The organism is Streptomyces sp. NBC_01142 (assembly GCF_026341125.1).
Classification (GTDB): Bacteria; Actinomycetota; Actinomycetes; order Streptomycetales; family Streptomycetaceae; genus Streptomyces.
Map to the genome: position 1 here is coordinate 2,087,197 of NZ_JAPEOR010000002.1, position 20,747 is coordinate 2,107,943.

At 70.0% G+C, this 20,747-nt stretch carries 17 protein-coding genes and 1 pseudogene; 3 read left to right on the top strand and 15 right to left on the bottom strand.

Annotated features, from left to right (window positions below):
* Positions 1 to 44 precede the first annotated feature (44 nt).
* On the bottom strand, positions 45 to 1,349 hold the full coding sequence (locus tag OG883_RS26960; RefSeq protein ID WP_266545730.1) for an extracellular solute-binding protein: 1,305 nt from the start codon (positions 1,347 to 1,349) through the stop codon (positions 45 to 47).
* Between the two features lie 320 nt (positions 1,350 to 1,669).
* Positions 1,670 to 1,963 carry a DUF3039 domain-containing protein gene (locus OG883_RS26965; protein WP_266545733.1) on the bottom strand — a complete coding sequence of 98 codons (294 nt, stop codon included), beginning with the start codon at positions 1,961 to 1,963 and terminating at the stop codon, positions 1,670 to 1,672.
* Positions 1,964 to 2,088: 125 nt separating this feature from the next.
* Here OG883_RS26965 and OG883_RS26970 point away from each other — a divergent pair.
* Positions 2,089 to 2,214: pseudogene (locus OG883_RS26970) on the top strand (DNA-binding response regulator); the annotation flags it as partial.
* Between the two features lie 44 nt (positions 2,215 to 2,258).
* Here the strand turns inward: OG883_RS26970 and OG883_RS26975 are convergent.
* On the bottom strand, positions 2,259 to 2,819 hold the full coding sequence (locus OG883_RS26975; RefSeq protein ID WP_266545736.1) for a YqgE/AlgH family protein: 561 nt from the start codon (positions 2,817 to 2,819) through the stop codon (positions 2,259 to 2,261).
* A 279-nt stretch (positions 2,820 to 3,098) separates the two neighbouring features.
* Here OG883_RS26975 and murA point away from each other — a divergent pair, with 279 nt between their 5' ends.
* Positions 3,099 to 4,439, top strand: coding sequence for a UDP-N-acetylglucosamine 1-carboxyvinyltransferase (gene murA, locus OG883_RS26980; RefSeq protein WP_266545739.1), 1,341 nt, complete (start codon positions 3,099 to 3,101; stop codon positions 4,437 to 4,439).
* A 283-nt stretch (positions 4,440 to 4,722) separates the two neighbouring features.
* Here the strand turns inward: murA and OG883_RS26985 are convergent, their stop codons facing one another.
* The 7 genes from OG883_RS26985 to OG883_RS27015 form a co-directional block, all read right to left on the bottom strand.
* Positions 4,723 to 5,004, bottom strand: coding sequence for an HU family DNA-binding protein (locus tag OG883_RS26985; RefSeq protein ID WP_004571953.1), 282 nt, complete (start codon positions 5,002 to 5,004; stop codon positions 4,723 to 4,725).
* 313 nt (positions 5,005 to 5,317) lie between these two features.
* Positions 5,318 to 6,751, bottom strand: a complete 1,434-nt coding sequence (locus OG883_RS26990; protein ID WP_266545742.1) for an NAD-dependent malic enzyme — start codon at positions 6,749 to 6,751, stop codon at positions 5,318 to 5,320.
* Positions 6,752 to 7,175: 424 nt separating this feature from the next.
* Positions 7,176 to 9,581: a UvrD-helicase domain-containing protein gene (locus tag OG883_RS26995; protein ID WP_266545745.1), complete on the bottom strand. Its 2,406-nt coding sequence runs from the start codon at positions 9,579 to 9,581 to the stop codon at positions 7,176 to 7,178.
* Between the two features lie 61 nt (positions 9,582 to 9,642).
* The gene (locus tag OG883_RS27000; protein ID WP_266545747.1) at positions 9,643 to 10,476 is read right to left on the bottom strand and encodes an anti-sigma factor; all 834 of its coding nucleotides are present in this window, start codon (positions 10,474 to 10,476) and stop codon (positions 9,643 to 9,645) included.
* On the bottom strand, positions 10,473 to 11,060 hold the full coding sequence (locus OG883_RS27005) for a sigma-70 family RNA polymerase sigma factor (RefSeq protein ID WP_266545750.1): 588 nt from the start codon (positions 11,058 to 11,060) through the stop codon (positions 10,473 to 10,475). The genes OG883_RS27000 and OG883_RS27005 overlap by 4 nt, the downstream gene beginning before the upstream one ends.
* 142 nt (positions 11,061 to 11,202) lie before the next feature.
* The gene (locus OG883_RS27010) at positions 11,203 to 11,796 is read right to left on the bottom strand and encodes a CGNR zinc finger domain-containing protein (RefSeq protein ID WP_266545753.1); all 594 of its coding nucleotides are present in this window, start codon (positions 11,794 to 11,796) and stop codon (positions 11,203 to 11,205) included.
* A 109-nt stretch (positions 11,797 to 11,905) separates the two neighbouring features.
* On the bottom strand, positions 11,906 to 13,207 hold the full coding sequence (locus tag OG883_RS27015) for a serine hydrolase (protein WP_266545755.1): 1,302 nt from the start codon (positions 13,205 to 13,207) through the stop codon (positions 11,906 to 11,908).
* Between the two features lie 280 nt (positions 13,208 to 13,487).
* Between OG883_RS27015 and OG883_RS27020 the strand changes: the two genes are divergently transcribed.
* Complete coding sequence (locus OG883_RS27020; RefSeq protein WP_266549474.1) at positions 13,488 to 13,970, top strand: DUF1772 domain-containing protein; 483 nt, start codon at positions 13,488 to 13,490, stop codon at positions 13,968 to 13,970.
* On the opposite strand, the gene OG883_RS27025 is transcribed toward OG883_RS27020, so the two are convergent.
* The 5 genes from OG883_RS27025 to OG883_RS27045 form a co-directional block, all read right to left on the bottom strand.
* Positions 13,919 to 15,058 carry a uroporphyrinogen-III synthase gene (locus OG883_RS27025; RefSeq protein ID WP_266545758.1) on the bottom strand — a complete coding sequence of 380 codons (1,140 nt, stop codon included), beginning with the start codon at positions 15,056 to 15,058 and terminating at the stop codon, positions 13,919 to 13,921. The genes OG883_RS27020 and OG883_RS27025 overlap by 52 nt on opposite strands.
* Positions 15,059 to 15,153: 95 nt before the next feature.
* Positions 15,154 to 16,494 carry a NarK/NasA family nitrate transporter gene (locus OG883_RS27030; RefSeq protein ID WP_266545761.1) on the bottom strand — a complete coding sequence of 447 codons (1,341 nt, stop codon included), beginning with the start codon at positions 16,492 to 16,494 and terminating at the stop codon, positions 15,154 to 15,156.
* Between the two features lie 106 nt (positions 16,495 to 16,600).
* Positions 16,601 to 17,839: an acyltransferase gene (locus OG883_RS27035; RefSeq protein WP_266545763.1), complete on the bottom strand. Its 1,239-nt coding sequence runs from the start codon at positions 17,837 to 17,839 to the stop codon at positions 16,601 to 16,603.
* The gene (locus OG883_RS27040; RefSeq protein WP_266549477.1) at positions 17,836 to 19,959 is read right to left on the bottom strand and encodes a bifunctional polysaccharide deacetylase/glycosyltransferase family 2 protein; all 2,124 of its coding nucleotides are present in this window, start codon (positions 19,957 to 19,959) and stop codon (positions 17,836 to 17,838) included. The genes OG883_RS27035 and OG883_RS27040 overlap by 4 nt, the downstream gene beginning before the upstream one ends.
* A 72-nt stretch (positions 19,960 to 20,031) precedes the next feature.
* Positions 20,032 to 20,631: a hypothetical protein gene (locus OG883_RS27045; RefSeq protein ID WP_323180992.1), complete on the bottom strand. Its 600-nt coding sequence runs from the start codon at positions 20,629 to 20,631 to the stop codon at positions 20,032 to 20,034.
* Between the last annotated feature and the right edge of the window lie 116 nt (positions 20,632 to 20,747).

Here is a 20,747-nt window from a genome sequence, read left to right on the forward strand (position 1 = left end):
CTCGGGGGGTTCCGGCCCACGGTTCGTACCGTGTGTCATCCCGGTCAGCTCGCGTCGGCGAACGCCGCGTTCATCTTCTTCGCGGCGTCGTCCGACGCCGCCGCCACGTCCTTCTTGCCGCTGACGATCTCCTGGAACATCGTCGGCAGGACCAGTGACGCGTCGATCTGGCCCCAGCCCGGCGAGGCCGGTACGAACTTCGCTCCCGCGCCCAGCGTCGTGACGAACGGGCCGACGAACGGCTCCTTCTTCGCCACCTCCGACCGCACATCCGTGTACGTCGGCAGGAAGCCCATCGCGTCGAACAGCGCCCGCTGCGTCTCCTTGCCGGTGAACTCCTTCATCAGGTCCACCGCGAGGGTGCGGTGCGAACTGCTCTTCAGTACGCCGATGTTGTTGCCGCCCGCGAAGGCCGGGGCCGTATCGCCCACCTTCAGACCCGGCAGCGGTACAACCGCGTACTTGCCCTTCACCGAGCCCGCCTCCACCGCCTGGTGGCTGAAGTCGCCGCCGATCGCCATCGCCGCCTTGCCCGAGGCGAAGGCGGTGACCGTGGCGTTGCCGCCCATCGAGGCACATTTGGCGGCCGGGCAGTTGTCGTCACCGAAGAGCGAGGTGTACGCCTTGATGCCCTTCCGGGCGGCCGTACTGTTGATCGCGGACGTGTACGAGCCGCCGCTCTCCTCGGCCAGTTCGCCGCCGTTCGCCCAGATGAAGGGCATCGCGCCATAGGTGTACGCACCGCCGACCGCGAGCCCGTACAGATCCGGCTTCTCCTTGTGGATCTTCTTGGCGGTGGCGATCAGCTCGTCCTGGGTCTTGGGCGGCTCGATCCCCAGGTCCTTGAAGACATCGGTGCGGTAGTAGAGCGCACGTACGCCGACGAAGAGCGGTGCACCGTAGATCCTGCCGTCGACCGTGACCGACTGCCTGGCGGTCGGGTCGGTGTCCTTCGCCTCGTCCCAGGCGTTGAACTCCGCGCCGACGTCGGCGAGTCCGCCGTCCTTGACGTAACCGGCAGTGTCGGTGTTGCCGTACTCGATCAGATCCGGCGCGCTCTTCGGGTCGTTGAACGCGGCCTTGATCTTCTGGGCGCGGGTCTCGACCGGTATGTACTCGATCTCGACCTTCGCATCCTTGTGCTCCTTGCGGAACGCGGCGACGGCGGCGTCGACGACCTGCTCCTTGGGCTTGTTGTTGACCTCCTGGAAGAGCCAGACGCGCAGGGTGCCGCTCTTCTCGTCCTTCTTCGCGCTGTTGTCGGAGGTCTGGGGGGCGCAGGCGGCGGTGAGGCCCGCCAGCACAAGTGCCGCGGCCGGGGCGGCAATTCGGGCGGTCAGCAGCTTCATGCGGGGTCCCCTACGAGTAGACTACGAGTAGGCGTTGCAACATGCGCAACGTGCGTTTCGTAATGCACAACACGCAGGAGGCTAGAGCCGCGCACACGAGCCGGACAAGAGGTCTCAACCACTCTGTGACCAGCCGCCGCACCCCGTGCAACGCCCGGAGACCGCGGGACAGACCCGGCACAGACCCGGGAGAGAGTCGGGAGACGGCCGGCAGAGGCCCGGGAGAGAACGCGAACGGCCCCCGGGGTGCGCACGAATGCACATCCCGGGGGCCGTCCCGGCGGGTACCGACAGTTCCGGCGTGTACCGGAGCCGACGCCCTACTTCTTGTCCTTGCCGCCCTTGCCCTTGTCCTTGTCGCCACCCGGGCCCATGGACTCGTAGATCTCCTTGCACATCGGGCAGACCGGATACTTCTTGGGATCGCGTCCCGGTACCCAGACCTTCCCGCACAGTGCCACCACGGGAGTGCCTTCGAGGGCGCTCGCCATGATCTTGTCCTTCTGGACGTAATGGGCGTAGCGCTCGTGGTCGCCGTCGCCGTGCGACACCTGTGGCGTCGGCTCTACGAGGGTCCCCGTGCCTGTCCCGCGCTCGGGCTCAAGAGTGCTCATGAGCTCCAAGGGTACTCACGCCGACGGCGTACCGTCGGCCATGGGCCCGCCCGGACACAGACATCGCTCGCCGTCCGGGCCCCGGCGAAGGCGGCGAAAGCGGTGGGCAGCGTCACCGCGAAGCACGCGCCGACGCCGGCGGCTTCCTGCCCAAGGACGCGCCGCCCGCCGAATTGCTCGCCTCGGTACGGGTGGTGGCCGCGCGCGCGGCCATGGTCGCCCCGGCCGTCAGCCGTCAGCCGCCGGCTGATCGTGGAGGGCGCCGACGCGACAGGGCGCCCGGCCGCCCCGGAGGTCAGTTGAGCGACGGGTCGTCCGGATAGGTCGCGAACATCGCGAGCTCGCTGCGCTGGCGCCGCAGCACCGCCCGCCACAGACTCTCCGGCCGCGGCGACGACACATCGCCGGGCTCCGACTCCACCACGTACCAGGCCCCGTCGCCCAGTTCGTCCTCGAGCTGGCCCGGCCCCCAGCCCGCGTACCCGGCGAAGATCCGCAGCGATCCCAGCGCCCCGCCGAGCAGCTCAGGCGGCGCCTCCAGGTCGACCAGGCCGATCGCTCCGTACACCCGCCGCCAGCCCAGCGGCCCTTCGTCGCCGGGGATCACGGCTACGCCGAGCGCCGAGTCGAGGGAGACGGGACCGCCCTGGAAGACCACGCCGGGTTCGCCCGCGAGGTCGGCCCAGGACTCCAGGATGTCGCCGACGACCACGGGGGTGGGCCGGTTGAGGACGACGCCGAGCGAGCCCTCGTCGTCGTGATCGAGCAGCAGAATCACCGCCCGGTCGAAGTTCGGGTCCACGAGGGCGGGGGTGGCGACGAGCAGCCGCCCTGTGAGCGAGGACACCTCGGTCATGCGAGACATGATCCCGCATCTTCGCCCTCCGCGGGGAGCACACGGCTCAGTGTGATCGAGTGCAGCTCAGAGCGCGCCGTGGGCATCCGTGGCGAGAGCAAGCCGCGGTGACGGTCGGCGACAGTGCGCGAGCTGAGCGTGTTGTGCCGCATTCATTACGCCTGTGAACGGCCCCTGGCCCTACGTAACAGGGGCAGAAGCCCCTTACCCTTTTCCCTGGCCCCCTGTCCGACCTCCCCCTCGCGTCGCTGGGGGGACCCCGACCGGAACGCGAGATTCATGACCGGCACAGACGATGTACTGCTTGTCCACGGCGGAACCCCGCTGGAGGGCGAGATCCGCGTCCGCGGCGCGAAGAACCTCGTGCCCAAGGCGATGGTCGCCGCCCTGCTCGGCAGCGAACCGAGCCGGCTGCGCAATGTGCCCGACATCCGTGATGTGCGCGTCGTACGCGGACTGCTGCAGCTGCACGGTGTGACGGTCCGTCCCGGCGAGGAGCCGGGCGAGCTGGTGCTCGACCCGTCGCACGTCGAGAGCGCGAACGTGGCTGACATCGATGCCCACGCGGGCTCCTCTCGCATCCCGATCCTCTTCTGCGGCCCGTTGCTGCACCGGCTCGGCCACGCCTTCATCCCGGGCCTGGGCGGCTGCGACATCGGCGGCCGGCCGATCGACTTCCACTTCGAGGTGCTGCGCCAGTTCGGCGCGACGATCGAGAAGCGGGAGGACGGTCAGTACCTGGAGGCCCCGCAGCGGCTTCGCGGATGCAAGATCCGGCTGCCGTACCCCTCGGTGGGCTCGACGGAGCAGGTGCTGCTGACGGCCGTGCTGGCCGAGGGTGTCACCGAGCTCTCGAACGCCGCGGTGGAGCCGGAGATCGAGGACCTCATCTGCGTACTGCAGAAGATGGGCGCGATCATCTCCATGGACACCGACCGGACCATCCGGATCACCGGTGTCGACAAGCTCGGCGGCTACACCCACCGGGCGCTCCCGGACCGCCTGGAGGCGGCCTCCTGGGCGTCGGCGGCGCTGGCGACCGAGGGCAACATCTATGTGCGCGGAGCCCAGCAGCGCTCGATGATGACGTTCCTCAACACCTACCGGAAGGTGGGCGGTGCCTTCGAGATCGACGACGAGGGCATCCGCTTCTGGCACCCGGGCGGTTCGCTCAACGCGATCGCCCTGGAGACGGACGTGCACCCCGGTTTCCAGACCGACTGGCAGCAGCCGCTGGTGGTGGCGCTGACCCAGGCGGCGGGCCTGTCCATCGTCCACGAGACGGTGTACGAGTCGCGGCTGGGCTTCACCTCCGCGCTCAACCAGATGGGTGCACACATTCAGCTCTACCGCGAGTGCCTGGGCGGTTCCGACTGCCGCTTCGGCCAGCGCAACTTCCTGCACTCGGCGGTCGTGTCGGGCCCGACGAAGCTCCAGGGCGCGGACCTGGTCATCCCGGACCTGCGCGGCGGCTTCTCCTACCTGATCGCGGCGCTGGCGGCGCAGGGAACCTCCCGGGTCCACGGCATCGACCTGATCAACCGTGGCTACGAGAACTTCATGGAGAAGCTCGAGAAGCTCGGCGCGAAGGTCGAACTCCCGGGCCGCAAGCTCGTCTGACCGGGGCGCACGTCCCGTACCCGGGCTTCCGCCCCGGCCCCGCGCCCCGGTCCCCCGGACGTCGTCCGGGGGGACCCCCGGGAGGCCGAAAGCCGCCCGTCCGGCGATCGGGGACACTCCCCCTGCGCCGTACGGGCGCAGGGGGACTCCCCAGGGGCGGACGGAGCCTGGGGGCCAAAAGCCCCCGGCAAGGGGCCCGGCGGCCCCTCCAGGGCCCGTACACACGCGAAAGGGCGGCCACTCCCCGGAAGGGGGTGGCCGCCCTCACTGCTGTGCCTTGGGGTTACTTGCCCTTGGCGGCTTCCTTGAGCTTGGAGCCCGCGGAGACCTTCACGCTGTAGCCGGCCGGGATCTGGATCGGGTCGCCGGTCTGCGGGTTACGAGCGGTGCGAGCGGCACGGTGGGTGCGCTCGAAGGTCAGGAAGCCGGGGATGGTGACCTTCTCGTCGCCCTTGGCGACGACCTCGCCGACGGTCTCGGCGAGAGCGGCCAGAACGGCGTCGGCGTCCTTGCGAGTCACCTCGGCGCGGTCGGCCAGCGCGGCCACCAGCTCACTGCGGTTCATGTTGTTACTCCCGTGTTCTTCTTGCCTGTGAGGCGTGAGATCGAAGCCGATGCTGCCAGGGCCCTCGGACAGTCCCCGGACCCGGGTCTGCTGTCAGACCCTCGCGCCCGAATACGCATCCTGCCCCCACCAGCGGCGGGAAAGCCAATCCGGCACCCTCCGGAGTCACACGAAAAGCGCCACTGCCTCGTCGTGGTGACGTTCCGTCCACTTCCTGGAGACTCCGCGCAGCCGCAGAGCCTCGAGCGCGGGGCTCATGGTCCGCCACCCTAGAGCGGCAGTCGCGGCCCCGCGACCCGCGACGCGCCGGGTATCAGCCCGACGTGGGGCCTGTCACAGCCGTGCCGGCCGCCGTGGCGGCGTTGCGGACCGCTCCGGCGACCGCTCCCGCGACCCTGTCGTTGAAGACCGACGGGATGATGTAGTTCGGGTTGAGTTCGTCCTCGGTGACGACATCAGCGAGAGCGGCCGCCGCCGCGAGCATCATCTCGGTGTTGACGGTCCGGGAGTGCGCGTCCAGCAGGCCGCGGAAGACGCCCGGGAAGACCAGCACGTTGTTGATCTGGTTGGGGAAGTCCGAGCGGCCCGTGGCGACAACTGCGGCCGTCTGGCGGGCGATTGCCGGGTCGACCTCCGGGTCGGGGTTCGCGAGCGCGAATACGATCGCGCCGTCCGCCATCGCGGCCACATCCTGCGCGCCCAGCACGTTCGGGGCGGAGACACCGATGAAGACGTCCGCGCCGACGACCGCCTGCTTGAGCGTGCCGGTGGCACCCTCGGGGTTGGTGTTGTCGGCGATCCAGCGCAGCGCCGACTCGGGCGCGGCGTCGACCAGGTCCCCGCGGCCCGCGTGCACCACGCCGTGGATGTCGGCGACGACGGCGTGCTTGACGCCCGCCGCGATGAGCAGCTTCAGGATGGCCGTGCCGGCCGCGCCGGCGCCGGACATGACGACCCGTACGTCACCGATGCCCTTGCCGACCACGCGCAGCGCGTTGGTCAGCGAGGCGAGGACGACGATCGCGGTGCCGTGCTGGTCGTCGTGGAAGACCGGAATGTCCAGGGCCTCGCGCAGCCGCGCCTCGATCTCGAAGCAGCGGGGCGCGGAGATGTCCTCGAGGTTGATGCCCGCGAAGCCGGGGGCGATCGCCTTGACGATCTCGACGATGGCATCCGTGTCCTGCGTGTCGAGGCAGATCGGCCAGGCGTCGATGCCGGCGAAGCGCTTGAAGAGGGCCGCCTTGCCCTCCATGACCGGGAGCGCGGCCATGGGGCCGATGTTGCCGAGGCCGAGGACGGCGGAACCGTCGGTCACCACTGCAACGGAGTTGCGCTTGATGGTGAGGCGGCGGGCGTCCTCGGGGTTCTCGGCGATGGCCATGCAGACCCGCGCCACACCCGGCGTGTAGATCATCGAGAGATCGTCACGGTTACGGATGGGGTGCTTGGACTGCATCTCGATCTTGCCGCCGAGGTGCATCAGGAACGTACGGTCGGAGACCTTGCCGAGGACGACACCCTCGATCTTGCGCAGCTCCTCGACGATCTCGTCGGCGTGCGTGGTCGAGCTGGCCGCGATCGTGACGTCGATCCGCAGCTTCTCGTGGCCGGAAGCGGTCACGTCCAGGCCTGTCACAGAGCCGCCGGAGGACTCCACGGCCGTGGTGAGCTGAGAGACCGCGGTTCCGCTCGCGGGCACCTCCAGCCGGACCGTCATCGAGTACGAGACGCTGGGCGCCGTTGCCATGACCGGGTTCCTCTGCTTTCCCTAGCTTCAATGCCATGCGGCCGTGGCTGCTGCCCGGCAACGCTTTCCGATGTTCGCACCTACCTGCGGGTAGCAGGTAATAGTGGTCATTTAGTTTTCGGAAAGTGTTTTCCACCATACGAGATGCCCTGTCCCCGGTGGAAGCCCTCACTGCCGAGCGCCGCAAAAAACAGGTCCGCGCCACCTTCCGGTGGCGCGGACCTGTCTCTCGTACACGTAAGTGGCACCGACCCGCCATGCTCGCCTCGCGGCAAGTGGTCGCTCTGAGCGACGAAGGTTGGGCCCGGGGGCTTGGATCGAGCCGGTGCCACCACCAGGCTAACAAACCGCCCCGGTAAGTGAATCCCGCACCGCAGGTTGACTCGCAATCAGCCCGGATGGCCCTGGAACCGGCCGCGTCCGGTCAGTCCCTCAGCAGGTCCGGCACACCGTCCGCATCCGGCTCGTCACGTCGGTCCGAGACCACCGTGAGCTGCTGCGTCGCCCGCGTGAGCGCCACGTACAGCACCCGCAGCCCCGCCGGGGACTCGTCCGCGATCTCCGCCGGCGAGACGACGACCGTCGCGTCGTACTCCAGTCCCTTCGCCTCCAGCGAGCCGAGCGCCACCACCCGCTCGCCGAGCCCGGCCAGCCAACGCGCCGCCTGCTCGCGCCGGTTCATCGCGACGACGACGCCGACCGTGCCGTCCACGCGGTCCAGCAGACGCTGCGCCTCGGCACGTACGGCCCCGCCCAGGTCCCCGTCCCGTACGACCGCGAAACGGGGACGCACGCCCGTGGAGCGGACCGCAGACGGGGACTCCATACCGGGCATCGCGAGCGCGAGCACCTTGGCCGCCAGCTCGGCGATCTCGGCGGGGTTGCGGTAGTTGACGGTGAGCTGGAAGCGGCGGCGCGGGCGGCTTCCCAGCGCCTCGTCGCGCGCCTCGGCGGCCTCGTCCGGCGTGGACCAGGACGACTGCGCCGGGTCGCCGACGACCGTCCAGGTGGCGGTCCGGCCGCGGCGGCCGACCATCCGCCACTGCATCGGGGTGAGGTCCTGCGCCTCGTCGACGATGACATGCGCGTACTCGGTACGTTCCTGGGCCAGCCGTTCCGCCCGCTCGCGCTGGGTCTCCTCGCGGTGCGGCATCAGCTCCTCGAGACCCGTGAGCGCGTCGAGCGGGTCGTACTCGCGTCTCTTCCTGGGCCGGGCAGGGGTGCCGAGCAGCGTCCCCAGCTCGTCAAGGAGCGCCACGTCGTGCACGGAGAGGGCGTCGCGCCTGAGGGAGCGGGCGAGACGTCGCACCTCACCCGGGTTGAGCACGCGGCGCGCCCAGCGGCCCAGCCGCCGCTCGTCGGACATGGACGTCAGGACGCCGCGCGGGGTCAGCTCGGGCCACCACGCGTCCAGGAAGGTGATGAAGCTGTCCTCGGCGGTGATGTCCTCGTCGAAGGAGGAACGCAGCTCGGCGGCGAGCTCCGGGTCCCCCAGAGCACGTCCCGCGGAGCCGGACTTCGACCAGAGGGCGTCCAGCAGCATTCTGCGGGCCCGCGGACGCAGCAGATTGACCGGTGTCGTGCCGCCGAGGACGTTGTGGCGGATGCGTCTGAGCTCGTCGGCCTCGATCTCGATCCGGCGGCCGAAGGCCACGACCCGCAGCCGGGTCGGCGGCCCGGAGGCGGCCTCGGGCTCCTCGCCGAAGGCCAGCTGGCCGTCCGCCTGCCGGCCGCCCGCCGCCTGGACGCCCCGCACCGGCGGAGGCCCGGAGAGGTCCAGCGCACCCCGTGCGGCGTGGCGGAGCACCTTGAGCATCCGGGAGGAGCCCTTGATGCGGGCCACCGCCGGTTCGTCGTACGCCGTGGCCTCCGCCCCGTCGACCAGATGGCCGACCGCGCGGATGGCGACCTGCCCCTCCTCGCCCAGCGACGGCAGCACGCCCTCGGTGTACGCGACGAGCAGCGGGGTCGGCGAGACGATCAGGATGCCGCCCGCGTACCGCCGCCGGTCCTGGTAGAGCAGATACGCCGCCCGGTGCAGGGCCACCGCGGTCTTGCCGGTCCCCGGACCGCCCTCGACATAGGTGACGGAGGCGGCGGGGGCGCGGATCACCAGGTCCTGCTCGGCCTGGATGGAGGCGACGATGTCCCGCATCGTGTGGCTACGGGCCTGCCCGAGCGCCGCCATCAGGGCGCCGTCGCCGATGACCGGGAGCTCCTCGCCCGCCAGCGTGGCGGTCAGCTCCGGGCGCATCAGATCGTCCTCGACGCCCAGGACCCTGCGGCCCTTGGAGCGGATGACCCGGCGGCGTACCACCCGGCCCGGATCGACCGGGGTGGAGCGGTAGAAGGGCGCGGCGGCCGGGGCGCGCCAGTCGATGACCAGCGGTGCGTAGTCGGAGTCGAGGACTCCGATGCGGCCGATGTGCAGGGTCTCGCCGATCTCGGCGACCTGGCGGGTTCCGTCGGTGCGGACGGCGTCGTCGGCAGGCTCGACGGAGGTGTAGGCACCGTCCGGGCCCTTCTTGCCGTCCTTGCCGTAGAGCAGGTCGATCCGCCCGAAGAGGAAGTCCTCGAACTCGTTGTTCAGGCGATTGAGGTGGACACCCGCCCGGAAGACCTGGGCGTCCCGCTCCGCGAGCGCGCCGGGCGTGCCGACCTGGCCCCGTTTGGCGGCATCGTTCATGAGGAACTCCGCCTCGTGGATCTTCTCCTCGAGACGGCGGTACACCTGGTCGAGATGTTCCTGCTCGACACCGATTTCGCGGTCCCGGACCGTATCGACGGCGGTATCGACCACGGAATGAACAGCGGCATCCTGCGCGGCCACCGAGGCCCCCTTCTGACGTGCACTGGGCAGCCGTCAACCGTACGCGAAGGGGGCGTATCTGTCAGGCTTCGACCTCCACCAATCGCTTGCCGTCGAACGTACGGACCTCGAAGTGGTCGATGTCGTTCCGGTCCATCGCCGCGCCACCGTGGACATAGAGCGGCTTCTTGGCCATCGCGTTGGGGCTGTCCGGGATGCCGTATCCCCACTTCGGTACCGCCCAGGAGGTCACGACCTCCTCCTCGCCGGTCTTGGAGACGGCGATCAGGTTGCACTTCTGCGGACCCTTGACGTTCTTCAGTTCGAGAACGGTGTGGGTGCCCCAGCCCTTCTTCTCCATGCCGACGGTCGCGCTGACCTGGGTCGTCGCGTCCGTGCCCTGGACCTTCTCCTCCATGTGATGCAGGAAGGCGTCCTCGGCGGGACTGGTGGGGTGCGGAAGGGCCTGGTTGCTGCTGCCACCGGTGCCGTCCGCCGTGACGACCACCGCGACGGCCGGCCCGCCGATGATCAGGGCCGCGGCGGCCGCGACCATGTACATCCCCCGCCTGCGCTTGGCCGCCCGCTTGACGGCGACCTCGTCGAGAAGGCCGCCGAGCAGCCGCGGGCTGGGGGCCGTGGGCACCACAGGAACGGGCTTGGACGGCGGGAAGGATGCCATGCCGGGCATTTGGGGCATGTTCAGCACATTCGACTGCCGCACCGGAGCGGGTGCCGGGGCCTCCGCCAGCATGGCCAGCATCGGCTCCATCCCGGAGAACTCCTCGAGGTGGACGGCGCAGATGTCGCAGCCCGCCAGATGCGCCTCGAAGGCGGAGGCGTCCGCATCGTCCAGAATGCCGAGCACGTATGCGCCGACCGCATCGTGTACGGATTCCTGCTCATACATGGTCATGCCGTGACCCCCCTCTCCTCCAGAGCGAGCTTCATGGAACGGAGTGCGTAGAACACCCGGGACCGCACCGTCCCGCTGGGTATGCCCAGCGTTTCGGCCGCCTCATTGACCGTGCGCCCCTTGAAATACGTCTCGACCAACACTTCCCGGTGAGCGGGCGTCAAATCATCGAGCGCATCTGAGAGCGTCATCAGCCACAACGCCTTGTCGATCTCGTCCTCCGCGGGCATGACCTCCAGCGGCGACGGATCGACCTCCTGCGGCCGGGCCTGCCGGCTGCGGTGACCGTCGATGACGATGCGGCGTGCGACCGTCACCAGCCAGGGTCGGACAGAGCCGGTCGCTCGGTTGAGCTGACCGGCGTTCTTCCAGGCACGGATGAGCGTCTCCTGTACGACGTCCTCGGCGCGCTGGCGATCGCCGGCGACAAGGCGCAGTACATAGGCAAGCAAAGGCCCCGCATGTTCGCGATACAGCGCGCGCATCAACTCCTCGTCAGGTACGGAGGTGTCGTTGCGTGGCTTCTCGCTTCGATGGCGGGCCCTTTGCGGACGGTCATCGGCCACGGCGGCATCCTTGCGCACCTGAACCTCCCGGTCGAGACCCTGTTTTCGGCTGACGGCTTCTCTCCCATCACTACGGGGGCCGCCGGAGGATCATTCAACATCCGCCGAAAAACTTTCAAGATCTTTTACGGGGGATCCCCTCACCGCCCCCGGCGCCGTCTCAGGCCCGTGCGACAGCGGCCCTGCGCCGGTGCCTGGCGACCCGTTCGCGGTTGCCGCACACCTCGCTCGAGCACCAGCGGCGCCGCCGTCCGCGGGAGGTGTCCAGGTAGACGCGTCGGCAGTTGTCGCCCTCGCACTGCCGCAGCCGGGCCCGGGCCGCCGGGTCGGTCAGCAGCTCCACGGCGTCCCTCGCCACGGCCGCGATCAGCGCCGCGCACTCGGGCCCGGCACTCAGCGCCCGTACCAGTGAGCCGCTGTCGTCACGTACGGCTCTGATGCCGGGCGGCGGGTCCGCAGCGAAGGCATTGACCCGCTCCAGCGCGGACTCGGCGTACCGGCCGTCGATCTCGGCCCGTACCAACTGACCCACGCAGTCACGCAGTTCGATGAAGCGCGGCGTCCACCGGTCGTCGATGTCCAGGAGCGGCGTCCCCGCGGGCAGCAGCCCCGCACCCGTCAGCCACCGCCCGAGCCGGCCGGCACCTGCCAGCGGATCGGGCACGCCGCAGACCGCCTCCGAGGTCGCCACCAGGTCCAGACAGACGCGCCCGGAGTCGAACCGCCACTCGTACGCGCCCATGCCCGCTGCCACGCCTCTGTCACCGCCTCGGGGTCACCGTCGGGTGTCACCACCAGAGTGCCCCGCGACGGGTGCGGCCGGAACCCCCTCCTCCTGCCCGGTCCGGCCGCACCGGCGAATGTCAGTCGCGGGCGATGCCCGGTGCGATGTCCTCGTGCCGCTCGGCCGGCGCCGTGCCGCGTGCCGTGCCGCGTGCGGTGGGCGCGGCCGGCGGCTTCCCGCAGAACGCCGCTTCGAGCGTGCCGGACATGACATTCAACACATCGGTGTTGTTCGAGGTGTTCGCCACCGCGGTGATGCTCCGCATGCCGTTCTCCGAGGTGAAGGAGTACGTGTAGTAGCCCTGGACGGTGCCCGTGTGGCCCTGGACGGAGACGCCGCAGGACAGATCGCGGCGGCGCAGGCCGAGCCCGTACCCCTGGGTGCTGTTCACCGGCGCCCACTGCCGCATCTGCGTCAGCAGGCCGGCGGGGAGCAGCCGGCCGCGGAGGAGGGCGGAGAAGAATGTGTCCAGATCCCGTGTGCTGGAAATCATCGCGCCGGCGCTCTGCGCCCAGGAGGCGGTCTGCCGGGTGGAGTCGACCAGCGGCGCACCGGCCTCGTCGGGCCTGAGGTAGCCCTTGGTGTGCCGGCCCGGAAGGGCGGTGCCGGGGTGCACATAGGAGGTGTCGCGCAGCTTCAGGGGTTCGATGATCCGGTCGCGGTACTCGTCGTGCACGGAGCGGCCGGTGACCTTCTCGATGAGCTGTCCCACCACCACGAAGTTGGTGTTGGAGTAGCGGTAGGCGGTGCCCGGTACGCCGGTCGGCGGGTGCGCGAGCGACAGGTCCAGCAACTCCTGGAAGGTGAACACCTTGTTGCGGACGGACTCGAAGCCCGGCACGGTCTGCGCGAACATGTCGTCGGTGTAGTCGTACAGACCGCTGCGATGGCTCAGTAGATGGCGCACCGTGATGCGGTCGTCGGGGAGCAGTCCGGGCAGATAGGTGTTGACGGGGGCGTCCAGGTCGACGCTGCCCTCCTCGACCAGCTGCAGCAGCACCACCGAGGAGAAGCTCTTGGTCACGCTGCCGGCCCGGAAGCGGTCCTCGGTGCTGATGGCCCGTCCGGTGCCCCGGTCCGCGACGCCCTCGGCGATGCGGTGCACGGTGCCGTGGTCGTCGATCCGCGCCATCGCGCCCGGAGCACCCTTGGCCACCGCCGTACGCAGAACCTGGCGCAGCGCGGCCAGGTCGGGTGCCGGCGCCCCCTCGGCTCTCGCGATGGCCGGCGCTCTCCCACCGGCCGCGACGGCGGGTGCGGCCTGAGCGGGTGAGGCCTGAGCGGGTGCGGCCTGAGCGGGTAACGCCTGAGCGGGTACTGCGAGGAAGGACAGCAGGAGCGCGCCCAGCGCCGTGCCCCTGCCCACCATGCCTGAGACCATGTGGATCTTCTCCGTTCCGGTACGAGCCGCGCCGCGTATACGGCGCAGGACATGGCATATACGCACCGGAGATCCGTCAGGTTGCATGCGTGGGCGGAAAGTTCGGGCGTGTTTCCCACGGCGTCGGCATCGGCCGTGCCCATCGACCGGCCGCTGCAAAGACGTTCGGACATGCTCGTGAGACCCCCGCCCATGGTGATCGCCAACAGGCCGCGTTCAACGGGCGACATGACACAGAAACAGGGGTGCCCGGGCGGTCCTCGGGGCGGCGACAGTGACGATGGGTCTGATCGCGGGCGTCTGGTACGCCTACGCGTGCTCCGTGATGCCGGCGCTCGGGCGCAGTGACGACCGGACCTTCATCGAGGTCATGCAGAACATCAACGACGTGATCGAGAGCCCCGTCTTCTTCGCGGCGTTCCTCGGCGCGCCGGCGTTGACGGCGATCGCGGCATGGCAGCAGCGCCGGACCGGCGCGCGCTGGTGGGTGGTTGCGGCGCTGGTGCTGTGTTCCGCCGTGTTCCTGGTGACCGCGGCGGTGAGCGTGCCGCTCAACGACGAGCTGGCAGCGGCCGGGAACCCGGCGCGGATCGCCGATCCGGCGGGCGTCCGGGAGAAGTTCGAGGACCCGTGGGTGGCCTGGAACGTGGTGCGCGGGGTGCTGTCGACGGCGGCACTGGTGTGCCTGTGGCAGGCAGGTGTCCGTACGCGTCAGGCGTCGGCGTACTTCGTGTCGGCCGCCGGGTCCAGCGCCAGCCGGTAGCCCCGCTTGACGACGGTCTGGATCAGCTTGGGTGCGCCCAGAGCGGTACGCAGCCGGGCCATGGCCGTCTCGACGGCGTGCTCGTCGCGGCCCGCACCCGGCAGCACGCCCAGCAGGTCGGCTCGGGAGACGACCCAGCCGGGGCGCCGCGACAGCGCGCGCAGCAGGGACATTCCGGCGGGCGGCACGGGACGCAGTTCGTCGTCGAGCAGGACCGCGTGGCCGCGGATCTCCATACGGCGGCCGGCGATCGGGAGGGTACGGGCGCGGGAGGGCAGTTCCTGGCCGAGCAGCTGGACGAGCGGGCCGAGCCGGAAGCGCTCGGGCTGCACCGTGGTGACGCCGTGGGCCTGCAGCGGCAGCGCGGTGACCGGCCCCACACAGGCGGCCAGCACCTCGTGGTCCAGTGCGCGCAGCAGCTCGGGGAGCAGCCCCCGGGTCTCGGCCCGGGAGAGCAGCGAGGCGGCGGCCGGGGCACTGGTGAAGGTGACGGCGTCCAGTCCGCGGGCGAGGGTCGCGTCCAGCAGCCGGTCGAGCGGGGTGAGGTCCTCCGGCGCCATCCACCGGTAGACGGGTACGACGACGACATCCGCGCCCCCGGCCCGCAGCGACTCGACGAACCCGGGCAGCGGCTCACCGTGCAGCTGGAGCGCGATACGGCGGCCGTCGACGCCCTCGTTCAGCAGCCGGCCGAGAACCTCGGCCATGGACTCGGAGGCCGGGGACCACTCCTCGGTGAGCCCGGCGGCGCGGATGGCGCCCTTGACCTTCGGCCCGCGCGCCAGCAGCTCCACGCCGCGCAGCCGGGCCAGCAGTTCCTCCCCGTACCCCCACCCGTCGGCGGCCTCCACCCAGCCGCGGAAACCGATCGCGGTCGTGGCGACCACCACGTCGGGCACGTGGTCGATCAGTTCCTTGGTGGCGGCCAGGAGTTCCGTGTCGTCGGCGAGCGGGACGATGCGCAGGGCGGGGGCATGGAGGACGGCGGCGCCCCGTCGGCAGAGGAGCGCGCCGAGCTCGTCGGCGCGGCGGGCCGCGGTGACGCCGACAGTGAATCCGGCAAGAGGTCCGTGCTGGCGGTCTTGCATGTGATCGTCCCTACTCTGTCCCACCCTGTACGGATGTGACGACCGAGCCTGCCAAGGGGGCGTGACAGGCTCGGTTCGCCAAGATTTCCCCGGTGTTACACCTCTGCGTAGCTGAGTTGCGGCTTCGCCTCTGTGACGGGCTGTGCGGAGGTGGCGGGCCGGCGAAGGTATACCGCCCAGGTCACCGTGAAGCAGGCCGCGTAGAAGGCGAGGAAGGCGACGAACGCCGAGGTGCCGGTGCCCGCGGTCAGGAAGGACTGGCGGAAGGCGAGGTTGATGCCGAGCCCGCCGAGCGCGCCCACCGCGCCGATCAGCCCCATGGAGGCGCCGGAGAGCCGCCGCCCGTACGCGGCCGCCGCCTCGCCCGTCATGCCCTTGGCCAGCGCCTTGGCCTGGAAGATGCCGGGGATCATCTTGTACGTCGAGCCGTTGCCGAGCCCGGTCAGCACGAACAGCACGATGAAGGCGGTGGTGAACAGCGCCAGCGACTCCTTTACCGAGGCGAGCACGACGACCGTCGTGGCCGCTCCCATCCCGAGGAAGTTCCACATGGTGATGCGCGCGCCGCCGTAGCGGTCGGCGAGCCGGCCACCGACCGGCCGGATCAGCGAGCCGAGCAGCGGTCCGATGAAGGTGATGGACGCGGCCTGCAGGGGCGTACGCCCGAACTGCGTCTGCAGGACCAGACCGAACGCGAAGCTGTAGCCGATGAACGACCCGAAGGTGCCGATGTAGAGGAAGGACATGATCCAGGTGTGCGGATCGCGCGCGGCTTCCTTCGCCGCTCCGGTGTCGTTCCTGACCGGGGCGAGGTTGTCCATGAACAGCGCGGCGCAGATCGCGGAGACCGCGATGAGCGGGGCGTAGATCCCCAGCAGCAGGCGCGGTCCGCCTGCTGCCCCGATGACCGCGAGCCCGACCAGCTGCACGACGGGCACCCCGATGTTGCCGCCGCCCGCGTTCAGTCCGAGTGCCCAGCCCTTCTTCCGCAGCGGGAAGAAGGAGTTGATGTTGGTCATGGAGGAGGCGAAGTTACCGCCGCCCACGCCCGTGAGCATCGCGACCAGCATGAAGGTGGTGTACGACGTCCCGGGCTCCATCACCGCGAACGCGGCGACGGTGGGCAGCAGCAGCATCGACGCCGCGATGATCGTCCAGTTGCGGCCGCCGAAGCGGGCGACCGCGAAGGTGTACGGGACCCGGATGAAGGCGCCCACCACGGTGGCCATGGCCACCAGGAAGAACTTCCCGGCCGGGTCGATCCCGTACTCCGGTCCCATGAACAGGACCAGGACGGACCACAGGGTCCAGATCGAGAACCCGATGTGCTCGGAGAGGACCGAGAAGATCAGATTGCGCCGGGCGATCCGCTCGCCCCCTGCCTCCCAGAACGTCTCGTCCTCTGGGTCCCACTGTTCGATCCACCGGCCAGCCATCACGTGCCTCCACGGTCCTCGGGTCGTGGAAGCGACGGTATGTACGGCGCGTTTCGGCCCCGGTGGTGTGAGGTGACCGGAGCGAAACCTTGCTCTCACCCGGCCGTCAGCGCCGGTGTGAGCCGTTCACCGTCTTCCGGCTGCCGTTCGGCCACAACCGCGGACTCCGTTTCGCGGCCAGGTCCTCGATCCAGCCGACAGCAATGATCATCAACCCGATCAGCGGCCAGATCAGTACGAACATCCACAGCGTGTACGTCGCTTCGAGCACGCCGCCGAACTGTGTCTCCACGAACGGGATGTGCCAGAGCAGGTCGATCAGCGGGATGGTCGCCATGATCAGCGTGTTGTGCCAGAGGTAGATCGTCACCGCCCGGTTGTTGGACAGCGTGACGTACTTGTCGAACCGGGCGAGCCTGCCCGGCAGTTCCTGCCAGGACGGGGAGTACAGCAGCAGGATCACCACGAACCCGAAGGACCAGGTGGCCTGGGCCAGCGGGATGTCGTTCAGGTCCCAGCCGTCCGGGCCGAGGTGGCCCGAGGCCCACCAGAGGCCGAAGGCCATCGCGAGGGCGGAGCAGGACACCACGAGATGGCGCGGGATCCGCTGCAGCAGGCCCTCCTGGTGGGCGAAGCCGAGAACCCAGCAGGCGCCGAAGGTCGCGAAGTCGACGACGGCGTTGCCCAGCTCGCCCGGGATCTTCACCAGGTCCGTGCCCACGACGGCGACCAGGGCCAGCGGGGCGAGCAGCGTCACCCACGGCACCTTGCGGAAGGCCCACAGCAGCAGCGGGGAGGCGATCACGAACCAGAGGTAGGTGCGCAGGTACCAGAGCGGCATACCGGCCTGCGCGGCCCAGGTCTGCTCCACCAGGCCGGCCTGGTCGCCGAGGGACCAGGGGAACGGCGGGGCACCGACCGGGACGAGGTAGTTGAGGAGGTCCGCCCACCACCACAGACCCTGCTCCTTGTCGGCGCTCCAGCCGGCCAGGAACATCATCGGCACGAGGAACGCCGCGAACGCCCACAGCGGTGGCAGCAGCCTGCGGATACGGCCGCGGATCACCCCGAGCGCGGGCCTCGACAGCGAGCGCGCCATCAGCGAGCCCGCGAGCGCGAACATCACGCCCATGGACGGGAAGATGATCGTTAGCCAGGCCCAGCCGAAGATGTGGTAGACGACGACGCGGACCAGTGCGAGGGAACGCAGCAGGTCGAGATAGCGGTCGCGGCCGGGGGGCGAAGCCGGCCGGGCGGATGCCCGGTCCGTCGCCACCGAGGCGGCGACGGGGCCGGGAGCGGACGCAGAAGCGGAGACGGACGCGGAGGCGGAGGTGTGGCTCATCCGACGGGCCTGCGCTCATCGCTGGGGCGCCGCTGGGGCGGGATGACGCCGGGCGCCTCCACCACTCCCGTACGCCGCAGCTTCTGCCAGCGCAGCCGGCCGCCGGTCAGCGCGGTGATCCAGGACTGGAGCAGCACGACGTACATCAGCTGCCGGTAGAGGATCTGCTGGAGCGGCAGCGAGATCAGATGGACCATGCGTTCGCGGTCGAGCCGGAAGGCGTACGCGGCACAGACCGCCTGGATCGCCAGGACGCCGAGCCAGGCCATGATCGTCTTCTGGGTGGGGCCGAAGAACAGCCCGTACAGCAGAAAGACGTCGATCAGCGGGGCCAGCAGCGGGAACAGCACCATGAACAGGGAGACCAGCGGCAGACCCACGCGGCCGAAGCGGCCCGAAGGGCCGCGCTCGATCACGGCGCGGCGGTGCTTCCACATCGCCTGCATGGTGCCGTACGACCACCGGTAGCGCTGCGACCACAGCTGCTGCACGGACTCGGGGGCCTCGGTCCAGGCACGGGCGCGCTCCGCGTAGACGACCCGCCAGCCGTCGCGGTGCATGGCCATCGTGATGTCGGTGTCCTCGGCGAGGGTGTCCTCGCTCATCCCGCCGACGCGGTCCAGGGCCTCGCGGCGGAAGGCGCCGACCGCGCCGGGGATGGTGGGCATGCAGCCCAGCACCTCGTACATCCGGCGGTCGAGGTTGAAGCCCATGACGTACTCGATGTGCTGCCAGGCTCCGATCAGGCTGTCGCGGTTGCCGACCTTGGCGTTGCCCGCGACCGCGCCGACGCGCATGTCGCCGAAGGGCTGGACCAGCTCGCCCACGGTGGCCGGCTCGAAGACGGTGTCGCCGTCCATCATCACGACGATGTCGTAACGGGCGTGCCGGATGCCGTTGTTGAGGGCCGCGGGCTTGCCGGAGTTGGGCTGGCGTACGACACGGACGTTCGGCAGCCGCAGCTCCTCGACGATGTCGGCCGTACCGTCCGTGGAGCCGTCGTCGATGACGATGATCTCGATGGGATGGTCGCTGGTCATCAGGGAGTGCACCGTGTTGGCGATGCATTCGCGTTCGTTGTACGCGGGGACCAGCACCGACACCGGTTCGGTGACCGGCGCGCCCCAGCTGAAGCCGGCCCTGCGCACCTTGCGGGCGTGCGCGAAGGAGAGCAGCAGCATCAGCCCGAAGCGGAGGAAGACCAGCACACCGATCACGGCGAGGCCGGCGACCAGGGCGCTGGTGGTGTTCTCCGAGACGGCGACGGCGCCCACCCACGCCTTGCCCTTCCACAGCTGGGGGCCGGTGACCTTGGTGTGGGCGCTGGGCGCGCCGAGTGCCCCGGTCAGGTGGGTGAACTGATAGCCCCGGGCCTCCATCTGCGGCAGCAGCCGGTCCAGGGCCGCGACGGTCTGCGAGCGGTCACCGCCGGAGTCGTGCATCAGCACGATCGAGCCCTTGGTGCCCTGGGGCGTGGCCCGCTTGATGATCGCGTCGACGCCGGGGCGCTTCCAGTCCTCGGAGTCGGTGTTGTTGAAGGCGGTGATGTAGCCGCGGCTGCCGATGTACTGGGTGACCGGCCAGGACTTGTTGTCCAGGGCGTCGGAGAAGGAGGAGTACGGCGGCCGGAAGAGGGAGGTGCGGATACCGGCCGCGCCCGCGATCGCCAGCTGGTTCTGCGAGAGCTCACGGTCTATGCGGGAGGTCGACTGGAACGAGAGGTCCGGGTGGTTGAAGGTGTGCAGACCGATCTCGTGCCCCTCCCGCACCATCCGTTCCACCAGTTCGGGGTAGCGGGAGGCCATGGTCCCGGTGACGAAGAACACGCCGTGAGCGTCGTACTGCTTCAGCTTGTCGAGGACTTTCGGCGTCCAGACGGGGTCCGGACCGTCGTCGAAGGTCAGCACCAGCTTCTTGTCGGGGACACTCAGCGCCTTGGGGGCGGACTCGTCGCGCGCGTCGATGACCGGTCCGCCCGCGAGTATCGCCTTGGGGACCTGGTCCGTGGGGGCCGGGGGGCGTACGCGATGGTCGGCGAGTATCTCGCTGTGCACATAGCCGCGCAGCATCAGCATCGCGAGCAGCGCGACGAGGAAGAGAACAGGCAGCAGATAGCGCATGGGCAGTCGGCGCCGTACGCCGCGCCGGGGCCTCCGCCGCTGCCGCGGGGCCATGCTGCCGGGGAGTGTCATCTAACGCGCGCCTTCTTGCACTGTCGGCTCGGTGGGTATGTCGGTCGGGCCGGGGTCGGAGGGTTCGGGAGCGGGGGAACTCGGCTCCGGCTCGGGGTCGGGCCCGGGGGCGCTTCCGCCGCCGCCCGGGGCGGTGGAGGCAGGGGGCGGTCCGGGGTCCGGTTTGCCACCGTCGGCCGGCGGTTTGGCGGAGGCGGAACCGGAGGCGGCGGGCCCGGGTTCGGCCGGCAGTCCGCCCGCGGCGCCGCTCGGCGCACCGGCGGACGGCTGCGGCAGCAGGGCACCGGTGGAGTCGGTGGGCGCCGGAGTGCCGGGCGTGCCGCCGGGGGTGGCCACCACGGCAGCGGGGTCGCTGGGCGCGGGCTGTATCTCGACCTTGTCGGTCTGTTTCTCGCCCGACTGCCCTATGCCCGGCAGCCAGGGCGCGGTGGAGTTGCCGCCGACGAGTGCGGCGACGAGGGTCACGGCGTAGCAGGCGCAGGCGATGGCCAGGACCCAGCCGAGACGGCGGAACTTCTTGCTGCGGCGACCGCTCTCATCGACGAAGACCGGTCCGTCGGAGCCGTCGTGGGCAGCGGAATCAGCAGACAGTTCCGCCAATTTCCGGCCGGCTCCGTCGAGTTGGATTGTCACTTCGTTCGGCTCATGCGTATGCCCGATCTGGGCATCATCTTGCCAATTGTTCACAGCTGCACGCACTTCCCCCACTGGCTGAA